The 19,034-nt window shown below is 72.3% G+C and carries 17 protein-coding genes and 1 pseudogene; 13 read left to right on the top strand and 5 right to left on the bottom strand.

What is annotated here, in order from left to right; genetic code table 11:
- Positions 1-32 precede the first annotated feature (32 nt).
- From DBP14_RS23110 to DBP14_RS23120, 3 genes are all read right to left on the bottom strand, one after another.
- On the bottom strand, positions 33-443 hold the full coding sequence (locus tag DBP14_RS23110; RefSeq protein ID WP_241741011.1) for a hypothetical protein: 411 nt from the start codon (positions 441-443) through the stop codon (positions 33-35).
- A 202-nt stretch (positions 444-645) separates the two neighbouring features.
- Positions 646-1,434: a phosphatase gene (locus DBP14_RS23115; protein WP_129309059.1), complete on the bottom strand. Its 789-nt coding sequence runs from the start codon at positions 1,432-1,434 to the stop codon at positions 646-648.
- A 79-nt stretch (positions 1,435-1,513) separates the two neighbouring features.
- Positions 1,514-3,253, bottom strand: a complete 1,740-nt coding sequence (locus tag DBP14_RS23120; RefSeq protein ID WP_129309060.1) for a PucR family transcriptional regulator — start codon at positions 3,251-3,253, stop codon at positions 1,514-1,516.
- 272 nt (positions 3,254-3,525) lie between these two features.
- On the opposite strand from DBP14_RS23120, the gene speB reads away from it, so the two are divergent.
- The 5 genes from speB to DBP14_RS23145 all read left to right on the top strand — a co-directional run bounded on the left by speB (position 3,526) and on the right by DBP14_RS23145 (position 7,668).
- Positions 3,526-4,494: an agmatinase gene (gene speB / locus DBP14_RS23125; protein ID WP_129309061.1), complete on the top strand. Its 969-nt coding sequence runs from the start codon at positions 3,526-3,528 to the stop codon at positions 4,492-4,494.
- On the top strand, positions 4,491-6,191 hold the full coding sequence (locus tag DBP14_RS23130) for a thiamine pyrophosphate-binding protein (protein WP_129309062.1): 1,701 nt from the start codon (positions 4,491-4,493) through the stop codon (positions 6,189-6,191). The genes speB and DBP14_RS23130 overlap by 4 nt, the downstream gene beginning before the upstream one ends.
- Positions 6,192-6,221: 30 nt before the next feature.
- The gene (locus DBP14_RS23135) at positions 6,222-6,872 is read left to right on the top strand and encodes a tetratricopeptide repeat protein (RefSeq protein ID WP_129309063.1); all 651 of its coding nucleotides are present in this window, start codon (positions 6,222-6,224) and stop codon (positions 6,870-6,872) included.
- A gap of 98 nt (positions 6,873-6,970) precedes the next feature.
- Positions 6,971-7,357 carry a type II toxin-antitoxin system RelE/ParE family toxin gene (locus DBP14_RS23140; RefSeq protein WP_129309064.1) on the top strand — a complete coding sequence of 129 codons (387 nt, stop codon included), beginning with the start codon at positions 6,971-6,973 and terminating at the stop codon, positions 7,355-7,357.
- Positions 7,354-7,668, top strand: a complete 315-nt coding sequence (locus DBP14_RS23145) for a helix-turn-helix transcriptional regulator (RefSeq protein ID WP_129309065.1) — start codon at positions 7,354-7,356, stop codon at positions 7,666-7,668. The genes DBP14_RS23140 and DBP14_RS23145 overlap by 4 nt, the downstream gene beginning before the upstream one ends.
- A 57-nt stretch (positions 7,669-7,725) precedes the next feature.
- Here DBP14_RS23145 and DBP14_RS23150 read toward each other — a convergent pair whose 3' ends face one another.
- A complete protein-coding gene (locus DBP14_RS23150) occupies positions 7,726-7,941 on the bottom strand; it encodes a DUF397 domain-containing protein (protein ID WP_129309066.1) in 216 nt (71 codons plus the stop codon).
- 37 nt (positions 7,942-7,978) lie between these two features.
- On the opposite strand from DBP14_RS23150, the gene DBP14_RS36175 reads away from it, so the two are divergent.
- The 8 genes and pseudogenes from DBP14_RS36175 (at position 7,979) to DBP14_RS23185 (ending at position 18,221) form a co-directional block, all read left to right on the top strand.
- Positions 7,979-8,149, top strand: a complete 171-nt coding sequence (locus DBP14_RS36175) for a hypothetical protein (RefSeq protein WP_164992213.1) — start codon at positions 7,979-7,981, stop codon at positions 8,147-8,149.
- Between the two features lie 171 nt (positions 8,150-8,320).
- Positions 8,321-9,145: a serine hydrolase gene (locus tag DBP14_RS23155; RefSeq protein WP_241741275.1), complete on the top strand. Its 825-nt coding sequence runs from the start codon at positions 8,321-8,323 to the stop codon at positions 9,143-9,145.
- Positions 9,146-9,205: 60 nt separating this feature from the next.
- The gene (locus DBP14_RS23160; RefSeq protein WP_129309068.1) at positions 9,206-10,243 is read left to right on the top strand and encodes an esterase-like activity of phytase family protein; all 1,038 of its coding nucleotides are present in this window, start codon (positions 9,206-9,208) and stop codon (positions 10,241-10,243) included.
- A 110-nt stretch (positions 10,244-10,353) separates the two neighbouring features.
- A complete protein-coding gene (locus DBP14_RS23165; protein WP_129309069.1) occupies positions 10,354-14,073 on the top strand; it encodes an ABC transporter ATP-binding protein in 3,720 nt (1,239 codons plus the stop codon).
- Positions 14,074-14,159: 86 nt separating this feature from the next.
- The gene (locus DBP14_RS23170; protein WP_129309070.1) at positions 14,160-14,546 is read left to right on the top strand and encodes a hypothetical protein; all 387 of its coding nucleotides are present in this window, start codon (positions 14,160-14,162) and stop codon (positions 14,544-14,546) included.
- Between the two features lie 487 nt (positions 14,547-15,033).
- Positions 15,034-15,464, top strand: a pseudogene (locus DBP14_RS23175) (alpha/beta hydrolase); the annotation flags it as partial.
- 117 nt (positions 15,465-15,581) lie between these two features.
- A complete protein-coding gene (locus DBP14_RS23180; protein ID WP_129309071.1) occupies positions 15,582-17,456 on the top strand; it encodes a glycoside hydrolase family 3 protein in 1,875 nt (624 codons plus the stop codon).
- A 186-nt stretch (positions 17,457-17,642) separates the two neighbouring features.
- A complete protein-coding gene (locus DBP14_RS23185) occupies positions 17,643-18,221 on the top strand; it encodes a hypothetical protein (RefSeq protein ID WP_129312035.1) in 579 nt (192 codons plus the stop codon).
- A gap of 8 nt (positions 18,222-18,229) precedes the next feature.
- Here the strand turns inward: DBP14_RS23185 and DBP14_RS23190 are convergent, their stop codons facing one another.
- Positions 18,230-19,030: a sugar phosphate isomerase/epimerase family protein gene (locus DBP14_RS23190; protein ID WP_129309072.1), complete on the bottom strand. Its 801-nt coding sequence runs from the start codon at positions 19,028-19,030 to the stop codon at positions 18,230-18,232.
- Positions 19,031-19,034 lie beyond the last annotated feature (4 nt).

The raw sequence follows: 19,034 nt of genomic DNA on the forward strand, positions 1-19,034 counted from the left end.
CTGGGCCCCATGGTCTCACCGGTGGATCGCCGCTACCGCTTGTAGTGCTTGGTCACGGAGCAGTTGTCCGGGTGGAAGGAACCCTTGTCCCGGCACACGCGTATGTAGGCGTCCTCGGTGTACTGCTCGGCGCCGTCCCAGTTGTAGTAGTCCAGCGGCACGGTCTTCTTCTGCTTGCCGTTGTACCGGCTCCAGCTGTGGCCCTCGACCTTCACCTGCATGTACACGTTGTGCCCGTCACCCTTGTCGGTGTCCTGGAGCTTGCCCTTCCACTCGAAAGCACCGTGGTGCTGGCCCGACGGCCAGAACTTGTACTGCCCGGCGTAGAACTTGCCACCCCCGGTCGACAGGGTCGGAATGGTGTGCCAAGAGGCGGCGAACGCGGTTCCTGCCCCCGCAGCGAAGAGGGCCGCCGTGATGGCGCCCACTGCCAGCTTCCGCATGGTTTCTCCCGTTTTGTGTTCTGTTGTGGGCCCTGGCGGTCATGTCAGGGCCGCGTCGAAACTAGTCGACTCCCAGCAGAACAAGAGAGGAATTGCTGGTCCGTAGAGACCATTTTGAGGGGGTTCGCCGCCCAGAACTTTGCGATGATCTTGCTTGTTGTTGGGGTAGATCTGATCTTGAACCGAGCAGAGCCCGGGGCGGTCAGGCCAGGCCCGCCTCCGACAGGAGGTAGGCGGTCATCGGGTCGTAGTAGCGGGGGCTGACGACGTGGTCGTCCAGGGGGACGGCGACCTGGAGGGTGCCCTCGGACTCGGCGAGGAAGAGTGCCGGGTCGTTGCAGTCGGCGTAGCCGGCGGCGTCGACGCCGTGCTGGGCCGCGTATCCCGCCCAGCCGTGGTCGGCGACCACGAGGTCCGGCAGCGGGCGGCCCTCGCGCTCAAGTGCCGTCAGAATGGCGCGCATCGGCTCACCGGAGTGCGTGTGCCAGAGGCTGGCGCCGTGCTCCAGGACGGCCACGTCGGCGAACTGCATGACGTACCCCTCGTCCGTCTGCAGCCGGTCCGGGATGACGACGATCTCGCAGCCGGCGGTGCGCAGCGCGGCGGCCGTGGCGCGGTGCACGTCCAGCAGGCCGCCGGGGTGGCCGGTGGCGAACAGCACCCGCTGCCGGGCGTCGGCCGCCTTGCGCAGTCGGCGCCCGAGCCGCTCCAGGGCGTCGACCGTCAGCTCCGGGTCGATGGTGTCCTGCCCGTACCGGTGCTCCGGGTCGTCGCTGACACCCACCCGCTCCGCCATCACCGCGAGCACGTCCTGCTCGTCCGTCCAGCGCTCACCCAGCTCCAGGCCGAGCCAGAAGTTCCGGTCGCCGTTGGCCAGCCTGCGGTAGTGGGAGAGGTTGTTCTCGCGGGGCGTGGCGACGTCGCCCGCGATACGGGTCCTCACCAGGTGGTCGACGAGCTGGGCGCGGCTGGGTGTCCCGGATATCGGCATGCCTCCCATTGTGAGGCAGCCCACGGGGGCGCGTCTCCGCCATATCGAGCGCTGGGACACGACTCACTCGGCTCAGCACTCAGTGTTTCCGCAGCGCGAACCACAGTTCCATCCGTACGTCCGGATCGTCCAGGTCGGCGTCCAGCAGCGCCGCACAGCGGGCGATCCGCTGCCGCACGGTGTTGCGGTGCACCTGGAGCGCCACCGCCGTACGGTCCCAACTGCCGTGCAGCGACAGCCAGGTGCGCAGCGTCCCGGGCAGCGCCGGGTGGCCTGCGAGGGGTGCGAGGAGCGCCTGGGCGTGCGCCTCCGCGTCGGCCCCCGGCACCAGGTCGTCCAGGGCCGTGCGGTCGCCGTGCCGGACCAGGGGGGCGCGGGTGGCGCGGGCGCGGGCCAGGGCGTGCGCCGCCTGGGTGTCGGCCGCCGGCCACTCCGGCGGCTCGACGGCCGAGCTGACCCCGAGGGTCCAGCCGGGCTGCGGGCCGTTCGGCCGCCGCTCGGCCGGCACCAGGAGCCGTACGACGTCGTGCGCGAGGTCGAGCAGCGGGGAGCCCAGCGCCGCGCCCAGGGCGGAGGCGGCCACCGCGTCCGGGAGCCGGCGCTCCGGGCGGGCGTGCACGACGACCCACCGGCCCGCTCCGAGCAAGGGGGCGACCTCCTCGGGCGGCGCCCCGAGCAGCAGCCGTACGAGCGCCGAGGAGCGCGCCGTACCGGCCCCGCTGTGGTGCTCGCCGGTGAGGAGGGAGAGCAGCACGGCGGCGACGGAGGCGATGGTGTGGTCGCCGGGGTCCCGGTGGACGGTCGCCACGCCGAGGACGAAGCCGTCCCCGGCACCGAGGGCGTAGGCCGAGAGGTGGGTCTCGGCGAGGGTGTCGGTCGCGGAGGCGGGGGGCTGCGGGTGGTCCGGGCGGGGCCGGACGACCGCCGTCAGCTCCGCCAGGGCCGCGCCCACCTCCTCCGCCGGCTCCCGGCCCGCGCTCGCGACCTCCGTGCCGTCGGGGCCGTACAGGACCGCGCGGCCCGTAAGACGCTGGGCGAGCCGGCGCAGGACCGAGGGGACCGGGTCGGGCCGGGCGGCGGCCGCCGCGAGGCCCTGCTGGGCGTCGGTGACCCGGCGCAGTTCCGCCATGCGGGCGCGGGCCATCAGCTGCCAGACCGCGCGGGCCACCCCCGAGAACGTCGTCTGCGGCGGGACCTCCAGCAGCGGCAGGCCGTACGCCTCGCAGGCCGCGACGAGCGCGGGCGGCACCGTGTCGTGGAGCGGTGCGAGCCCGAAGCCGAGGGCGGCGCCACCGGCGGCGACGATCCGGGAGACGTAGGTGTCGAAGTACGACCCCGGGCCCGGGGCATCCGGGCTCGGGGCATCCGGGGCGGTGGCGTCCGGGCCTGGGGCGTCCGGGGCGGTGGCGTCCGGGCCCAGGGCATCCTGGGCGGCCGCTCTCGTCTCGGCGGTCCCCGTCCTGGCCGCTCCCGTCCCGGTCGCCCGCGTCCCGGTCGCCCCCGCCCAGGTCGCCCCAGGCCCGGTCGTTCTCGTCTCGGCCGGCCCCCCGACCGCCGCCCCCGTCCCGGTCGGCTCCCGGACCGCCGTGTCCGGGACGTGCACCCCCGCCGTCAGCAGCAGCTCGCCGCCCAGCAGGTACGGGTACGGGTCGGCCATCTCCGAGGCGTGGGCCGCGTGGATCACCAGGTCCGGGCCGGTGGGCCCGGCGATCTGCCGCAGCGCGAGGTCCTCCCGGCCCAGCAGCGCCGACAGCGGGATCCCCGGCGTGGGCGGGACGACAGGAGAGGCCGGGGAGGTCGGGGAGGCAGGATCCGGCATGGTGTGCGTTTCCTCCATCCGATACGGCTCGAATGGATGAAACGTACACTTCGCAGCCGCTTTCCGGCCACCTAGTCTCGTCGTCGAAGGCCCGACGGACGGGCCCGGCCGGCCAGAACACCCCGGCGCCCAGCGGCCCGGCGGCCCAGCGGCTAGGCGGCCCATCCGCCCGCCGGTCCGAACGCGCGTCCGAGCCGACACCGGCGGCTCACCAGTAGGGTCGGAACGAAGCAGCACAAGCGCGACGAAGCGCAAGAAAGAAGGCACACCCCATGAGCAGCAACGAGACGCCCCGCGGCCCCGTCGACTCCTCCCGCGTCCCGCGGTACGCCGGCCCGGCCACCTTCGCCCGGCTGCCCCGCCTCGACGAGGTCGGCACCGCTGACGTCGCCGTCGTGGGCGTGCCGTTCGACTCGGGCGTCTCGTACCGGCCCGGCGCCCGCTTCGGCGGCAACGCCATCCGCGAGGCCTCCCGTCTGCTGCGCCCCTACAACCCCGCGCAGGACGCCTCCCCCTTCGCCCTCGCGCAGGTCGCGGACGGCGGCGACATCGCCGTCAACCCGTTCAACATCAACGAGGCCGTGGACACCATCGAGGCCGCCGCCGACGACCTCCTCGGCACCGGCGCCCGCCTGATGACCCTCGGCGGCGACCACACCATCGCCCTGCCCCTGCTCCGCTCGGTCGCGAAGAAGCACGGCCCGGTCGCGCTGCTCCACTTCGACGCCCACCTCGACACCTGGGACACCTACTTCGGCGCCGAGTACACGCACGGCACCCCGTTCCGCCGGGCGGTGGAGGAGGGCATCCTCGACACCTCGGCCCTCTCCCACGTCGGCACCCGCGGCCCGCTGTACGGCAAGCAGGACCTCACCGACGACGAGAAGATGGGCTTCGGCATCGTCACCTCCGCCGACGTCTACCGCCGGGGCGCCGACGAGGTCGCCGACCAGCTGCGCCAGCGCATCGGCGACCGCCCGCTGTACATCTCCATCGACATCGACTGCCTCGACCCGGCCCACGCCCCCGGCACCGGCACCCCGGAGGCCGGCGGCATGACCTCCCGCGAGCTGCTGGAGATCCTGCGCGGGCTGGCCTCGTGCAACCTGGTGTCGGCGGACGTCGTCGAGGTCGCCCCCGCGTACGACCACGCGGAGATCACCTCGGTGGCGGCCTCCCACACCGCCTACGAACTGACCACGATCATGAGCCGACAGATTGCCGAGGCGCGCGAGAAGTGACGCACGACCACGACCTGGAACTCCGCCCGACGCCCGCCCAGACGGCCGCCGCCCTGAATCCACCCCCGGGGCGCATCGGCGGAGACCTGGTCGTGGAGACCCTGGCCGGGCTGGGCGCGACGACCGTCTTCGGCCTGCCCGGCCAGCACGCGCTCGGCATGTTCGACGCCCTCGGCCGCTCCCCCCTGCGCTACATCGGCCTGCGGGTGGAGAACAACGCGGGCTTCGCGGCGGACGCGTACGGCCGTGTCACCGGCGAGGCCGCGCCCCTGCTCCTCTCCACGGGCCCCGGCGCGCTCACCTCGCTCGCCGCGCTCCAGGAGGCGGCGGCCGCCTCCGCCCCCGTGCTGGCGATCAGCAGCCAGGTCCCGACGGCCGGCCTGGGCGGCGGCCGCCACGGCTACCTGCACGAACTCCCCGACCAGGCGGCCTCGTTCCGGGGCGTCGTCAAGTCGGTCCACACGGCCCGCACCCAGTCCCAGATCCCCTCCGCGATCGCCGAGGCCTGGAAGTCGGCGCTCACGGCACCGCACGGCCCGGTGTGGGTGGAGATCCCCCAGGACGTCCTGCTCGCACCGACGGAGCTTCCCGTCGTCACAGCCCCCGACGCCCTTCCGGACGACCTGGTCCCACGCCCCGAACTCACGGCCCTGGCAGCCCATTTGCTGTCTTCATCCTCCCGCCCGGCGATCATCGCGGGCGGCGGAGTGGTCCGCGCGGACGCCTCGGGCAAGCTGCGCGCACTGGCCGAGCGTCTGTCGGCCCCGGTGGTCACCACCTTCGGCGGCAAGGGCGCGTTCCCCTGGAACCACCCCCTGTCCCTCCAGTCCTGGCTGGAGGACCGCCACACCACGGACTTCCTGGAGGACGCCGACGTCCTGCTCGTGGTGGGCTCCGGCCTGGGCGAACTCTCCTCCAACTACCACACGTTCAAGCCCCGCGGCCGGGTCATCCAGATCGAGGCCGACCTCGGCAAACTGGAGTCCAACCACCCGGCCCTGGGCATCCACGCCGACGCCCGCCTGGCCCTCCAGGCCCTGCTGGAAACGGTCGACGAACGCGACGACCCGACCGCCCCCGACCGGGCCCAGGAGGTCCTGACCCGGGTCCACGCCCGCATCGAGGCCCAGGACCTCACCCTCGAACAGGCGGTCCTCGCCTCGGTCCGCCGTGCCCTGCCCGCCGCCTCCCCGTCCTTCTGGGACATGACGATCCTGTCCTACTGGGCCTGGTCGGCCTTCGACCCCCGGGGCGCCAACACCATGCACTCGGCCCAGGGCGCCGGCGGCCTCGGCTACGGCTTCCCCGCGGCCCTCGGCGCCGCCGCGGCCGACCCCACCCGCCCCGTCCTCGCCGTCTCCGGCGACGGCGGCGCCCTCTACTCCATCGCCGAACTCGCCACCGCCCGCCAGTACGACCTCCCCGTCACCTGGCTCATCATCGACGACGGCGGCTACGGCATCCTCCGCGAGTACATGACCGACGCCTTCGGCCGCCCCACGGCAACAGAGCTGACCCGCCCCGACTACGCGGCCCTCGCCGAGTCCTTCGGCGTCCCGGGCATCCGCACGACCCCGGACACCCTGGAATCCGACCTGGCGAAGGCCCTGGCATCCCCCGGTCCCTCGGTGGTCGTACTCCCGGCGGTGCTACGGATGTTCGCGGCTACGCATCTGGACCGGGGAGTTCCGGGCTGACGTGCCCAACAGCGGTCGTACGATCACCACATGACTACGGACGCGCGCATCGAGCAGGCCGGTCTCCTCTACGAACGCGCCGTCTTCGGTGGTGACAGCAGTGCGCCGGCGGCCGCGGAGGCCGGTCTCGACGCGGTCGAGGCCGACCTCGCTCTGGCGCGTGGCCGCCTGATCCACGCCCGCTTCCTGCAGGAGCGGGTGGAGAACGCACGAGAGCTGGAGCTGTTCGAGCGCGCGGCGGAGCTGTACGGGGCGCTCGGTGACGTGCGGGGGGAAGGAGAGGCCCTCTTCTGGATCGGCGCCTTCCATCAAGTCGTCCGGGACGACATGGAAGCCGCGGTAGCCGCTTTCCGACGCTCACTCGACCTCGCCAACCAGGCCGGGGACCGGCTGACGGCGTCCTACGCACTGCGGCACCTGGGCTTCACCGAGCACATGGCCGGCCGGCTGGAGGAGGCCCGGGGACACCTTGAGGAGTCCACGCGGCTGCGCCGGGAGCTCCAGTTCCTGCCGGGCGTCGCGGCGAACCTCATCGGCCTGGCCTACCTCGCCGCCCGACAGGACCGCCGAGCCGACGCGGCATCCCTCCTGAAGGAGGCCACAGAACTGGCCGAGGCCACGGATTCCGCCGGGGTACTGCACTGGGCGAGCGAAGCCCGCGAGGAACTCGACCTGGCGTGAGCCGCTGTCCGGCGCCAGGGGCCTCATTCTGCTCACCTTCGCCGCACGAGCTGGGCGGGCCATGGCGTATAATATCTGAGCCATATAACATTGAAGCTATGGCCGGTGAGCGGTACACCATCGAGATCGAGCCCGAGGTCCGCCTCTGGCTGGAGAACCTACCCGCCCACCACTACGTCATGGCCGAGCAGAAGGTCGACCGTCTCGCGGAGAACGCGACCACCCTCGCAGAGCCCTACTCCCGCCACCTCGGCGGCAAGCTCCGTGAATTGCGCTTCGACCTCGGCGACAACGCCCAGCGCATCACCTACTGGCTCGCGCCCGACCGGCGGGTCGTTCTGCTGACCGTCTTCCGCAAGTCGAAGATGCGGGAGGACGCGGAGGTCAAGCGCGCCCATGCCGTGCAGGCCGCCTGCGAGGCCGGCCACGTGCCGGCGAGCGAACACGACATCTACAGCCGCCCGATCAAGGAGGAGCTGTCATGAATCACGCCGAGTGGAAGACTCGCCGCCACCGCAAGCTCCTCAATGAAGCGGTGGAGGAGAACACGGAGTACGACCGCCTGTACGAGGAAGCCGAACTCGCTCACGACCTCGGCCAGTTGATCTACGATCGACGCACCGCCCTGGGCCTGTCCCAGACCGAACTCGCCGAACGCTGCGGCATGAAGCAGCCCCAGATCTCCCGGATCGAAGGCGGCGGTACCGTACCCACCATCCCGCTCCTGCGGCGTTTGGCGCGCGCCCTCGACGCCGACCTGACCATCGAACTCACTCCGCACCACCAGGCCGCTTGAACGCCCCCTGACAGCCGAAGTCCGGCGGACCTGGACGGATCGAGCGCGCCCCTGGTTTCAGCGCGTGCCGGGCTTGACCGCCGTGGTGAACGCCGACCAGTCGGTGGTGTTGAAGAGCAGCGCCGGGCCCTGGGGGGGCCTGGAGTCGCGGACCGGGACGCCGGCGGGGTGGTTGTGGAGGACTTCTAGGCGGCTGTTCGACTCGGTGCCGCTGTAGGACGACTTCCGCCAACCACTCAGGGCTCTCGCTTTCGGGATCGTGTGCTCAGTCATTGGTGTCCGTGGTCTTCGCCGTCTGAGGGGCGGCGTCATGGGTGCCCACGGTATGAGTGGCCCGCGGCTGCTGCCCTGGGCGGGCGAGGGCGGCAAGCCCTGTTATCTCATCGGCGATGGCGCCGGGTACCTCTCCCGCGTCGCCGACGGAGTCGAGAGCGTGCAACTCGCCATGACCCTGCCCGACGGTTCCGGTCGGCCGGTCTGACCGCGAGGCGTGCCGGCTCTCGTACCTGTGTATGCTCCCTCGAACTTCCGCTCGTGCGACGCGCGTGCAACCTTCTCGGTGCGCGGCGGGTCGAGGGAGGCGCAGGACCAAGCGCCGACCAGCGTTCATAGGGGGAACTTCGTGACATATCGGATATCGGGCCGTACGCGAGTGCTCGCGGCCACTGTTGGCACGGCGGCGCTCATACCCGCCCTGGCCGTCGCCGCCGCCACCCCGGCCTCCGCCGTGGCGGCCGTCAGTTGCACCTCTGCCAAAGCAGGCCTCGCGGCCAAGCTGCAGAAGGACATCACCGCCGCCATCGCCCATCGCTCCGGGACGATAGCCGTCGGGCTCTACGACCGGTCGACCAAGACCACCTGCACCCTGCAAGGCACCAGCTCCTTCGACTCGGCCAGCACCGTCAAGGTCACCGTCCTCGCCACGCTGCTGTGGGACGCCAAGAAGCACAACCGGTACCTGACGGACACCGAGGCCGACCTCGCCAAGGCGATGATCACCCAGTCGGACAACGACGCCACCAGCAAGCTCTGGAAGCAGCTGGGCATGACGAAGATCAAGGGCTTCCTCGCCGCCGCCGGCATGACGAAGACCGTGCCCGGCGCCGACGGCTACTGGGGGCTCACCCAGGAGAACGTCAACGACGAGCAGAAGCTGCTCAAGCTCGTCACCGCCAAGAACAGCGTGCTGAGCGACAACTCCCGCGCCTACATCCTGAAGTTGATGGGCCAGGTCGAGGCCGACCAGCGCTGGGGTACCCCGTACGGCGCCCCCTCCGGCGTCTCCGTGCACGTCAAGAACGGCTGGCTGCAGCGCTCCACGCACGGCTGGCGCGTACACAGCCTCGGCACGTTCACCGGCCACGGCCACGACTACATGATGAGCGTCCTCACCCACGGCAACAGCACCATGAGCTACGGCATCTCCACCATCCAGGGCATCGCCAAGGTCATCCACCGGGATCTCGCGGCCAGTTGAGCCCCACGGGTCAGGGTGCCGTCTACCCGGCGTCCACCCGCCCGATCTACGGTGGCGCCCATGCGCCTGAGAACCGTACTCGCCACCCTCACCGCCGGACTGGCGGCGGCCACCTGCCTGACCGCCGCCGGACCGGCCGCCGCATCCGACAATTCCCTTACAGGGCACTCCTGTTCCGCCGCCGTCCGCATCGACCGCTTCTCCGACGCGCTCGACAAGACGACGTACGACGGCACCTTCGTCGGCAACTTCTCCGCCCTCGCCGTGGACCAGGACGGCTCCCTCGCCGCCCTGGCCGACCGCTCCTCCCTCTTCAGCCTCGACCCGAGGACGCTGCGGCCCACCGCCGTCGTGCCGCTCGCCGACGAGCAGGGCGCGGCCCTCGACTCCGAGGGGCTCGCCATCGACCGGGACGGCACCCGGCTGATCACCTCCGAGACCGAGCCGTCCGTCCGCCGCTACTCACGCGACGGCACGATCCTCGACCGTCTCCCGGTGCCGTCCGACCTCCGGGTCGCCCCGGCCGGCCGCGCCACCGCCAACGAGACCTTCGAGGGGCTGACCCTCCTGCCCGGCGGGCACACCCTGCTCGCCTCCATGGAGGACGCGCTCGCCGGGGACAGCGACGGCATCGTCCGCTTCCAGACCTGGACCCGGCACCACGGCCACTTCCGGCTCGCCGCCCAGTACGCCTACCGCACCGACCCCGGCCTCGGCGTCCCCGAGGTGCAGGCCACCCCCGACGGCCGCCTCCTCGTCCTGGAACGCGGCTTCACCGCCGGCGTCGGCAACACCGTCCGCCTCTACCTGGCCGACCCCCGGCACGCCACCGACACCAGCGGCATCGAGAACCTGACCGGCCAGCCGGGCGTCCGTCTCGTCCACAAGCGGCTCCTCGCCGACATCGCCGACTGCCCCACCCTCGGCGCCACGGCGAAGCAGCCCCAGCCGAACCCCCTCCTCGACAACATCGAGGGCATGGCCGTCACGGGCCGTGACCGTACGGGCGGTCTCCGGGTCCTGCTGGTCAGCGACGACAACCAGAACCCGGCCCAGACCACACGGTTCTATAGCCTCCGGGTGCTGACAGCCCCGTAAGGGGCGCGGGGAACTGCGCGACCAGCCACAACAAACCCGCACCCGGAATACGGCCGAACCCGCGGAGCGTTGGCTCTTCCGGAAGACCAGGTCAAACGGAGGGCGCCAGCGTGACACCGCAACGGGGATGGGCGAGACGACTCGCGGGATACGCCTGGCGCTACCCCACGGACGTGATCCTCGCCCTCGGCTCCTCCCTCGCCGGCATGGCCGTCATGGCCGTGGTCCCGCTGCTCACCAAGGTGATCATCGACGACGTCATCGGCGCGCACACCCGTTCGATGGCTCCGTGGGCGGGCGCCCTGATCGGCGCCGCCGTCCTCGTCTACGCCGCCACCTACATACGCCGCTACTACGGCGGCCGGCTCGCCCTCGACGTGCAGCACGACCTGCGCACCGAGATGTACGGCACGATCACGCGGCTGGACGGGCGCCGGCAGGACGAGCTGTCCACGGGGCAGGTCGTCGGCCGCGCCACCAGTGACCTCCAGCTGATCCAGGGCCTGCTCTTCATGCTCCCGATGACCATCGGGAACCTGCTGCTCTTCCTGATATCCCTGGTGATCATGGCGTGGCTGTCCTGGCCGCTGACCCTGGTCGCCCTAGCCGTCGCCCCCGCGCTCGGCTACATAGCCAAGCGCAGCCGCAGCCGGCTGCACCCCGCGACCTGGTACGCGCAGGCGCAGGCCGCCGCCGTCGCCGGAGTGGTGGACGGCGCGGTCGGCGGGGTCCGGGTCGTGAAGGGCTTCGGCCAGGAGGAGCAGGAGACCGGGAAGCTCAGGGAGGTCGGCCGACGGCTCTTCGCGGGACGCCTGCGCACGATCCGGCTGAACAGCAAGTACACCCCGGCCCTCCAGGCCGTCCCCGCCCTCGGGCAGGTCGCCATGCTGGCGCTCGGCGGCTGGCTGGCCGTGCGCGGGCACATCACGCTCGGCACGTTCGTCGCGTTCTCCACCTACCTGGCCCAGCTGGTCGGCCCGGTCCGCATGCTCGCCATGGTCCTCACCGTCGGCCAGCAGGCCCGCGCCGGCACCGAGCGGGTCCTGGAGCTGATCGACACCGAGCCGACCATGGCCGACGGCACCCGGACCCTGCCGGCCGACGCGCCCGCGACCGTCGAGTTCGACTCCGTGTCCTTCGGCTACGACGACGAGCGGCCCGTGCTCGACGGGCTGAGCTTCGAGATACGGCAGGGCGAGACCCTGGCCGTCGTCGGCTCCTCCGGTTCCGGCAAGTCCACCGTCTCGCTGCTGCTCCCGCGCTTCTACGACGTCACCCACGGCGCGGTGCTGGTCGGCGGGCACGACGTCCGCGAGCTGACCTTGGAGTCCCTGCGCGCCGCGATCGGGCTGGTGCCCGAGGACTCCTTCCTCTTCTCCGACACCGTCCGCAGCAACATCGCCTACGGCCGCCCCGACGCCACCGACGAGCAGATCGAGGCCGCCGCCCGCGCCGCCCAGGCCGACCGGTTCATCCGCGAGCTGCCCGAGGGCTACGACACCAAGGTCGGCGAGCACGGCCTGACCCTCTCCGGCGGCCAGCGCCAGCGCGTCGCCCTCGCCCGCGCCATCCTCACCGACCCACGGCTGCTGGTCCTGGACGACGCCACCTCCGCCGTGGACGCCCGCGTGGAGCACGAGATCCACGAGGCGCTCAAGGAGGTGATGGAGGGCCGTACGACCCTCCTCATCGCGCACCGCCGCTCCACCCTGAACCTCGCCGACCGCATCGCCGTACTCGACGGCGGCCGGCTCGCCGACATCGGCACGCACGAGGAACTGCAGGAACGCTCGGCCCTCTACCGCCGGCTGCTCACCGACCCGGACGAGCTGGGCGGGGTCTCGCCCGGCCACACCCCGCCGGCCGAGCCGCGCGAGGACACCTCGGTGCGCGACGAGCTGGACGCCGAGTTCGACGCCGAACGCGGTCTCACTCCCCGGCTGTGGACCGGCGACCGGGCACCCAAGGACACCGCCCTCAGCGGCACCCCGGCCACGCCCGAGCTGCTGGCCCAGGTCGACGCCCTGCCGCCGGCCACCGACACCCCCGACGTCGACGAGACCGAGGCGGTCCGGCCCGAGGAGTCGTACGGCCTGCGCCGGCTGCTGCGCGGCTTCGGCCGGCCCCTGCTGCTCAGCCTGCTGCTGGTCGCCGTGGACGCGGGCGCCGGCCTGCTGCTGCCGGTGCTCATCCGGCACGGCATCGACCAGGGCGTCAGCAAGCTCGCCCTCGGCGCGGTCTGGACGGCGTCCCTGCTCGGACTGGTCACGGTGCTCGTGCAGTGGACGGCTCAGGTCGGCGAGACCCGGATGACCGGCCGGACCGGCGAGCGGGTGCTGTACGCGCTCCGCCTGAAGATCTTCGCCCAGTTCCAGCGGCTCGGCCTGGACTACTACGAGCGCGAGCTGACCGGCCGCATCATGACCCGGATGACCACGGACGTCGACGCGCTGTCCACGTTCCTGCAGACCGGCCTGGTCACCGCGTTCGTCGCGGTCGTCACCTTCTTCGGGATCATGGTCGCGCTCCTGGTCCTCGACGTGCAGCTCGCGCTCGTCGTCTTCGCCACCCTGCCCCCGCTGGTCGTCGGCACCTTCTTCTTCCGCCGGGCCAGCGTCAAAGCGTACGAACTCGCCCGTGAGCGGGTGTCCGTGGTCAACGCCGACCTCCAGGAGTCAGTGTCCGGGCTGCGGATCGTGCAGGCGTTCGGGCGCGAGGCGGACGGCGGCCGGCGGTTCGCGGAGCGCAGCGACAGCTACCGCGCGGCCCGCATCCGGGGCCAGTGGCTGATCTCGGTGTACTTCCCGTTCGTGCAGCTGCTGTCGTCGGTCGCGGCGGCCGCGGTCCTCGTGGCGGGCGCGCACCGCATCGAGGCGGCCACCCTGACCACCGGCGCCCTGGTCGCCTACCTCCTCTACATCGACCTGTTCTTCGCCCCCGTCCAGCAGCTCTCCCAGGTCTTCGACGGCTACCAGCAGGCCACCGTCTCGCTGGGCCGCATCCAGGAGCTGCTGCGCGAGCCGACGTCGACGAAGGCGGCCGAGCAGCCCCGCGACGTGCGCTCGCTCAGCGGGAACATCGCCTTCGAGGACGTGCACTTCGCCTACGGCGACGACGAGAACGCCCTGACCGGCATCGACCTGACGATCCCGGCCGGGCAGACCGTCGCCTTCGTCGGCGAGACCGGCGCCGGCAAGTCGACCCTGGTCAAGCTGGTGGCCCGGTTCTACGACCCCACCGCCGGGCGGGTCACCGTCGACGGCACCGACCTGCGCACCCTGGACCTGACCGCGTACCGGCACCGCCTCGGGGTCGTCCCGCAGGAGGCGTACCTCTTCCCGGGCACGGTCCGCGACGCCATCGCCTACGGCCGCCCCGACGCCACCGACGCCGAGGTGGAGGCCGCGGCCCGCGCGGTCGGCGCGCACGAGATGATCGCCACGCTCGACGGCGGCTACCTGCACGAGGTCGCCGAACGCGGCCGCAACCTGTCGGCCGGCCAGCGGCAGCTCATCGCGCTCGCCCGCGCCGAACTCGTCGACCCCGACGTCCTGCTCCTCGACGAGGCGACGGCCGCCCTCGACCTGGCCACGGAGGCCCAGGTCAACCAGGCCACCGACCGCCTGGCGGGCCGCCGTACGACGCTGGTCGTCGCGCACCGGCTGACCACCGCGGCCCGCGCCGACCGGGTGGTCGTGATGGACCACGGGCGGGTCGCCGAGGACGGCACCCACGAGGAGCTGCTGGCGCGCGGCGGCCGGTACGCGGAGCTGTGGCGGACCTTCGTCGGCGAGGCCGAACCGGAGGAGCCGGTCGGAGTGACCCGCTGAGGGCCGTGCAACCATCGGGAAGGGTGGGGCGTCCGTACATCTGTACGCGCGTCAGATACGCGCACGGCGGTGAGGGGCGGGAGACTGTGGACAGTGGTGCGATACGCCGGCGCCTCGCGCTCGGCGTGGCCGTCCTGACCGCCGCCGGCGCGCTCGCCCTCGCCGCCCCCGGCAGCGCCGAGGCCGCCAGCGGCTGCGCCGGGCGCCAGGTGCGGACCCTGTCCCTCGGCGGCGGCAGCGTGCACGTCTACAAGCGGGACAGCTACGTCTGCGCGGTCACCGTCGCCACGAAGCCCGGCGCGCGGCGCACCATGTCGGTCAGCATCCAGGCCCGCGGCAACCGGGCGGTCGTCGACCGGGGCCGGTACAAACTCCTCGCGGGCCCGGTCACCGTCCACGCCGGGCACCGCTGCGTCCGGGTCAAGGGGACGATCGGGAGCCGGTCGGTCAGCTCGGGGTGGATCCTCTGCTGAGGCCAGGGGTAATTGCGTTGAGCGGGACGGCGTGCGGGCTGGAGCCCTAGCCCGACGGCGCGACTCGGATGCTGTCGGCGGTTGGCGCCATCCGCAAGGCGTAACGACCGGCATCGTGGTCCGGGCTTGGACCTCCTCGTGGTGGCCTTATAGGGAGCATGATGAGTGGAAGATCGACGTGATGCGTCGGCAAGCCCATGGCCCGCTTGTCTTGCTCACACCGAACACCCGTACTGTGCTGCACTATTCTGGGTGGCGATGTAGGGCATCTCGCCCGTGGCGGCCCGGAGTGCGAAGTGGCGTGGCTAAAATTTGCTCGCCCGTCGATAGAGTTCGTCGGGCCTACCGCCGGGCGGGCGGGAAGTGAGGCCTGTGGAGGCCGTGTAAGACCGACCCTCACCGGTCGGCAGTGGCCTGTGAAGCAGGAACCCGAGGTGGTACCGCGCAGCGGTGCGGACCGGAATCTCTTGCCCTCGGCAGGAGAGGACGTCAAAACGCCCACATCGCCGAACGGGCCGTACCCGAATGGCGGCCCGTTCTGGAAGCGCTCCAGGAACTGCCGGAGATCGGCCCCGGCGGATCGGTCGGCTATTCGGGCTCAACATGGGCACCGCGATCGGCGTGCCCCTCGCCGCGGCCGAACCCCGTATCGCCGCCGCCGTGTTCGGCCTCTTCTGGCCCGACACCGTCGCCGAGACGGCGAGGCGGATCACCATCCCGGTCGAGTTCGCCATGCAGTGGGACGACCAGCACATCCCGCGCGCGTCCGCCCTCGCGCTGTTCGACGCCTTCGCCTCCAAGGAGAAGACCCTGCACGCCAACAGCGGCGCCCACAAGGAGATGCCCCGCTTCGAGGCGGACAGCGCGGTCCGCTTCTTCACACGGCACCTGGGGCCGGGGGCGGCGACGGCGGCCTGACGCCTGGTCCGTATGCGGCTCGCGGTTCCTGTGCGGTCCCTTGACGGAAAGAAACTTCCCGGATATTCGTGATCCCTGGAAGTTTCCTTCAGCGGTTCTCCTCCGGAAGGAGCGCACGTGCACGACACCAGCACGGGAAGAACGAGAACAACGGGAAGCACGGGAAGTACGGGCACGGGAGGCACGGGAAAGACCGGTCGGCCGTCCAGGCGCAGCGTCCTCGCCGCGACGGCCGGCCTCACCACCGCACTCGCCCTGCCCGCGAGCGCCCACGCCGCCGCCCCGAACGACCGCGAACTGCGCGCCCGGATCGCCCGGATGACGCTGGAGGAGAAGGTCGGCCAGCTGTTCGTGATGCGGGTCTACGGCGACTCGGCCACCGACCCGGACCAGGCCGACATCGATGCCAACCTCGACGAGATCGGCGTCCGCACGGCCGCCGAGCTGATCGCCAGGTACCGGGTCGGCGGCATCATCTACTTCACCTGGGCTCACAACACCCGCGACCCCCAGCAGATCGCCGCCCTCTCCAACGGCATCCAGCGGGCGTCCCTCGGTCTGCCGCGCGGTCTGCCGGTGCTCATCACCACCGACCAGGAGCACGGCATCGTGTGCCGGGTCGGCGAGCCGGCCACGCTGTTCCCGGGCGCGATGGCCATGGGCGCCGGGGGCTCGCGGTCCGACGCCCGCACGCTCGGCCGTATCTCCGGCGCCGAACTGCGGGCGATGGGCATCAACCAGGACTACTCCCCGGACGCCGACGTCAACGTCAACCCGGCCAACCCGGTCATCGGCGTACGGTCGTTCGGGGCCGACCCGGACGCGGTCGCCGGGATGGTCGCCGCCGAGGTGAAGGGCTACCAGGCGTCCCGGGTCGCGGCGACCGCCAAGCACTTCCCCGGGCACGGCGACACCGCCACCGACAGCCACACCGACTTCCCGGTGATCACGCACAGCCGGGAGCTGTGGGAGAAGCTGGACGCGGTGCCCTTCCGGGCGGCGGTCCGGGCCGGCATCGACGCGATCATGACCGCGCACATCCAGTTCCCGGCCCTGGACGACTCCGGTGACCCGGCGACCCTCTCCCACCCGATCCTCACCGGCATCCTGCGCGGCGAACTCGGCTACGACGGCGTCGTCGTCACCGACTCCCTCGGGATGGAGGGCGTGCGCACCAAGTACGGCGACGACCGGGTGCCGGTGCTGGCGCTGAAGGCCGGCGTCGACCAGCTGCTCAACCCGCCCTCGCTGGACGTGGCGTGGCACGCCGTGCTGAAGGCCGTCCAGGACGGCGAGCTGACCGAACAGCGACTCGACGAATCGATCCTGCGGATCCTGCGGCTGAAGGCGCGCCTCGGCCTCTTCCACCGGCCGTACGCGAGCAGCGCCGGCGTCGAGCGGACCGTCGGCACCCGTGCCCATCTGGCCGCCGCCGACCGGATCGCCGAGCGGACCACGACCCTGCTGGTCAACGAGGACGGCATCCTGCCGTTCGACCGCCGCACCCGGCGCAAGGTCCTCGTCGTCGGTGCCGACCCGGCCTCCCCGTCCGGCACCACCGGCCCGCCCACCGGTGTCCTGGCCGCCGCCCTCACCGAACTGGGCTTCACCGCGACCGCCCTGTCCACCGGTACGGCACCCTCCGCCGCGACGATCACCCAGGCGGTCGACGCGGCAGGGGACGCGGACGCGGTCGTCGTCGCCACGTACAACGTGACGGCGGGCAGCACGCAGCGGACCCTCGTCGAGCGGCTGACCGCGACCGGCCGTCCGGTCGTGGCGATCGCCGTCCGCAACCCGTACGACGTGGCCCAGCTCCCTGCGGTGAAGGGCTACCTGGCGTCGTACTCCTGGACCGACGTCGAACTGCGCGCCGCCGCGCGGGTGATCGCCGGACGCGTGTCGCCGCGCGGCACCCTGCCGGTGCCGGTACAGCGGGCGGACGATCCGGCGCAGGTGCTGTATCCCATCGGCCACGGGTTGACGTACTAGATGTACGCCCTACCTGGTCCGTAACGCCCCAAAAGGCGGAAATCGCCGCTCATGTCTGGCGTGGCCCGGCCACCGCGGGCCACGCTGGGCGGGGGTGAGTGGGGGATGGCGATGCGCGGGACCGCGGCGGACCGTCGCCCGCCGGCCGCGCCCGTCCTGGCGGGCTTCCCGCCGGCGGGCCCCGTCCTGGTCGCGGTCCTCGCCGTCGCGGCGCTCCTCCTGACCGGCTGCCGCAGCCCGGTGGGCGGCAGCCGCCCCGCGTCCCCGGCGTCCACCGCACCCGCCGGCTACGGCGCCCGGTTCCTCGCGGTCGGCGAGTGCAGCTCCTTCGGCACCACCAGCTTCACCGAGGTGCCCTGCGCGGGCGAGCGGGCCGCCGCCAGGGTCGTCGCCCGCTACGACGGCACGACCACCGACGGCCCACGCTGCCCGCCGACCACCGACTTCGTCCTGCACATCGGCGCACAGCGGACCTCCGGCACGACCCGCATCCCCCAGGGCTACGCCTGCATGCGCAACCTGGAACCACCGCACCCCGGCGACCCGGGCCACGGCGGGGGGCCGCGCACGATCGCCGGGGACTGCGTCTACGGCGCGGGCCGCGGCGCGGTACGCGAGACGGCGTGCGACGGCTCGGGGCGCCACCGGCCCCAGTACAAGGTCACCACCGCGACCACCACGCGCTCCCGCTGCCCGGCCGGCACGGTCCTGTACGTCGAACTCGGCGGCGCCCAGCCGGTGGGCTGCGCGCGCCGCATCGGCTGAACCGACGGCTACGCGGCCTCGCCCAGCAGCCGTACGAGGTGATCGCGACCGCCGGCCAGCAGTCCCGGGAGCGGGGCGGCGGCCTCGTACCACCGCTTCTCGTACTCCCAGCACAGCCAGCCGTCCCAGCCGTGCCGGGACAAAACGTCCACGCACTCGGTGAGCGGCAGCACGCCCGCGCCGAGCGGCAGCGGGGTGGTGTCCTCGGCGGAGGCGATGTCCTTGACCTGGACGTACCCGAGGTGCGGGGCGAGCGCCGCGTACGTCTCCGACGGCTGCTCCCCGCCCAGCCAGGTGTGCATCACGTCCCACAGGGCGCCCACGTGCGCGTGCCCGACGGGCCCGAGGACCCGGATCGCGTCGGCGCCGGTGCGGTGCGAGTCGTGGGTCTCCAGCAGGACGCGGACACCGAGCGCGGCGGCGTCCTCGGCGGCGGTACCCAGCCGCCGGGCCGCGATGGCGTCCGACTCCTCGCGCGGCCGCCCGAGGTCCGCGCCGGGGAACACCCGCACGTACGGGGCGCCCAGGTCGTGCGCCAGCCGGACGAGCTCCCGGATCTCACCGAGTACGCCGCCGTCGTCCCCGGGCGCGGCCACCCGCGCGTATCCGGCGACCCCCAGCACCTCCACCCCGGCCGCCCTGAACTGCCCTGCCACATCGGCACGTTCGGCTACCGCCAGCCCCGGATGCACCGCCTCCTCCGCGTGCGCCCGGATCTCGACACCGTGATACCCGTGCCCGGCCGCCAGAGCCACGACGTCCGCGACCGGCAGCCCGGGCACCCCCAGAGTGGAAAACGCCAGCTTCATGCAG

The organism is Streptomyces sp. L2 (assembly GCF_004124325.1).
Classification (GTDB): domain Bacteria; phylum Actinomycetota; class Actinomycetes; order Streptomycetales; family Streptomycetaceae; genus Streptomyces.

Excerpts from the sequence above, each read along its gene's own strand:
- DBP14_RS23115 (WP_129309059.1), bottom strand. The coding sequence starts at position 1,434 with ATGCCGATATCCGGGACACCCAGCCGCGCCCAGCTCGTCGACCACCTG.
- DBP14_RS23140 (WP_129309064.1), top strand. The coding sequence starts at position 6,971 with ATGGCCGGTGAGCGGTACACCATCGAGATCGAGCCCGAGGTCCGCCTC.
- DBP14_RS23160 (WP_129309068.1), top strand. The coding sequence starts at position 9,206 with ATGCGCCTGAGAACCGTACTCGCCACCCTCACCGCCGGACTGGCGGCG.
- speB (WP_129309061.1), top strand. The coding sequence starts at position 3,526 with ATGAGCAGCAACGAGACGCCCCGCGGCCCCGTCGACTCCTCCCGCGTC.
- DBP14_RS23145 (WP_129309065.1), top strand. The coding sequence starts at position 7,354 with ATGAATCACGCCGAGTGGAAGACTCGCCGCCACCGCAAGCTCCTCAAT.
- DBP14_RS23150 (WP_129309066.1), bottom strand. The coding sequence starts at position 7,941 with ATGACTGAGCACACGATCCCGAAAGCGAGAGCCCTGAGTGGTTGGCGG.
- DBP14_RS23120 (WP_129309060.1), bottom strand. The coding sequence starts at position 3,253 with ATGCCGGATCCTGCCTCCCCGACCTCCCCGGCCTCTCCTGTCGTCCCG.
- DBP14_RS23110 (WP_241741011.1), bottom strand. The coding sequence starts at position 443 with ATGCGGAAGCTGGCAGTGGGCGCCATCACGGCGGCCCTCTTCGCTGCG.
- DBP14_RS36175 (WP_164992213.1), top strand. The coding sequence starts at position 7,979 with ATGGGTGCCCACGGTATGAGTGGCCCGCGGCTGCTGCCCTGGGCGGGC.
- DBP14_RS23190 (WP_129309072.1), bottom strand. The coding sequence starts at position 19,030 with ATGAAGCTGGCGTTTTCCACTCTGGGGGTGCCCGGGCTGCCGGTCGCG.
- DBP14_RS23135 (WP_129309063.1), top strand. The coding sequence starts at position 6,222 with ATGACTACGGACGCGCGCATCGAGCAGGCCGGTCTCCTCTACGAACGC.